This is a genomic window from Prevotella sp. SGI.167, from assembly GCF_050313615.1.
GTDB lineage: Bacteria > Bacteroidota > Bacteroidia > Bacteroidales > Bacteroidaceae > Prevotella.
The window spans coordinates 1-684 of record NZ_JBNPLT010000114.1 but is presented as its reverse complement, the minus strand read 5'-3'; the positions used below and the strand labels follow the sequence as shown (position 1 = coordinate 684).

Below are 684 nucleotides of genomic sequence, written 5' to 3'. Positions count from 1 at the left end.
CCCAAGTTTCGGTTATGGAGGTTATTGCTTGCCAAAGGATACCAAGCAGCTTCTGGCAAACTATGCCGATGTACCAGAGAACTTGATAGAGGCTATCGTAGAGAGCAACCGCACCCGTAAGGACTATATTGCTGATGCCGTACTCCAGAAGGCTGGCTATTATAATGAGAATAGTACTTTTGATGCAAGCAAAGAGCACAGCTGCGTGATTGGTGTCTATCGCCTGACCATGAAGTCAAACAGCGATAATTTCCGCCAATCTGCTATCCAAGGTATTATGAAGCGTATCAAGGCAAAGGGTGCAGAGGTCGTCATCTATGAGCCAACATTGGAAGATGGAAGTACATTCTTTGGTAGCAAGGTTGTAAATGATATGGATGCATTCAAGAAGCAGAGCCAAGCAATTATCGCCAACCGTTATGATGCTTGTTTGGATGATGTAAAGGAGAAGGTATATACTAGAGATATTTTTAGAAGAGACTAGAAATTAGTGATTAATGATTACAGATTGCATTTTGCTAGTTAATTAATCACTACAAAATAATCAATAATAAAATGGTACAATATAATGTTGATTTAACGGGAAAGACTATCCTCGTGACGGGTGCTGCTGGCTTTATCGGCAGCAACTTGGCTTTTAGACTGTTGAAGGAAGTGAAGAACGTCAAGGTAGTGGGCATTGAT

General features: G+C 41.1%; 2 protein-coding genes. Both read left to right on the top strand.

Annotation, left to right across the window (positions count from 1 at the left end):
• The coding region (locus ACQRBJ_RS16120; RefSeq protein WP_445304241.1) for a UDP binding domain-containing protein at positions 1-484 on the top strand (484 nt) is incomplete at its 5' end.
• A 71-nt stretch (positions 485-555) separates the two neighbouring features.
• A partial coding sequence (locus tag ACQRBJ_RS16115; RefSeq protein WP_445304242.1) for an NAD-dependent epimerase/dehydratase family protein occupies positions 556-684 on the top strand: 129 nt, incomplete at its 3' end.